The organism is Bartonella sp. AP57NXGY (genome assembly GCF_042195805.1).
Classification (GTDB): Bacteria; Pseudomonadota; Alphaproteobacteria; order Rhizobiales; family Rhizobiaceae; genus Bartonella.
In genome coordinates this window covers 1-610 of record NZ_JBHIOZ010000604.1, presented here as the reverse complement: position 1 = coordinate 610, position 610 = coordinate 1, and the positions used below count along the sequence as shown (strand labels likewise).

Here is a 610-nt window from a genome sequence, read left to right as displayed (position 1 = left end):
TACAATAAAAAAGCTCATAAGCCTGTTGATATTTCCTGTCACCGCTGCTTAAAACAACGGTGAACAATATTGAGATGTTAGATTGAGAAAACAATCCCGCCATTCCAAGCGAAGGCAAGGATGGCGGATTGTTGATCATCACAAGAAAGACTTAAGGATAGCATTCATATTGTTCTGGATGCTTTTTACAAAAAGGGCTGTTTAAGCGCTTCTTGACACTGCGCTGTGGAACAACAGCACCTGGACGACAAATCGGGAGATTTTCGGCTTTATGGTTTACACACCATCCCCCCCCCCTTTCATCTTTATAGCGGAAACCTGATTGAACCATACAAGCATGAATCGTTGCTATTGCATTGTTGCTTAAATTTCTGTTTTCTGGAAATACATCATAAGGAGCTGGCATACCACATTCTAATAAGGCTTTTCCTATTTCAGTAAAATCAGTAACACCATTTTTCTCCCACGCGCTCAAATACCCCCCAGGAGTTTTATTAAACTGACATCCTGCAATACCTAACAAAGTTACAGCACTTAATAATTTTAGAGTTTGTTTCATTTTTTACTCCATGATTTACTTAAAGGAAATTGTTCACGATGAGATGAGCCA

General features: G+C 39.2%; 1 protein-coding gene. It reads right to left on the bottom strand.

The features are described 5' to 3' along the window. Positions 1-151: 151 nt before the first annotated feature. Positions 152-559 carry a hypothetical protein gene (locus ACFIL8_RS12280; protein WP_375635130.1) on the bottom strand — a complete coding sequence of 136 codons (408 nt, stop codon included), beginning with the start codon at positions 557-559 and terminating at the stop codon, positions 152-154. Positions 560-610: the final 51 nt, after the last annotated feature.

What these genes read in the sequence shown, in the direction of transcription:
- ACFIL8_RS12280 (WP_375635130.1), bottom strand. Translation starts at nt 559, where the DNA reads ATGAAACAAACTCTAAAATTATTAAGTGCTGTAACTTTGTTAGGTATT.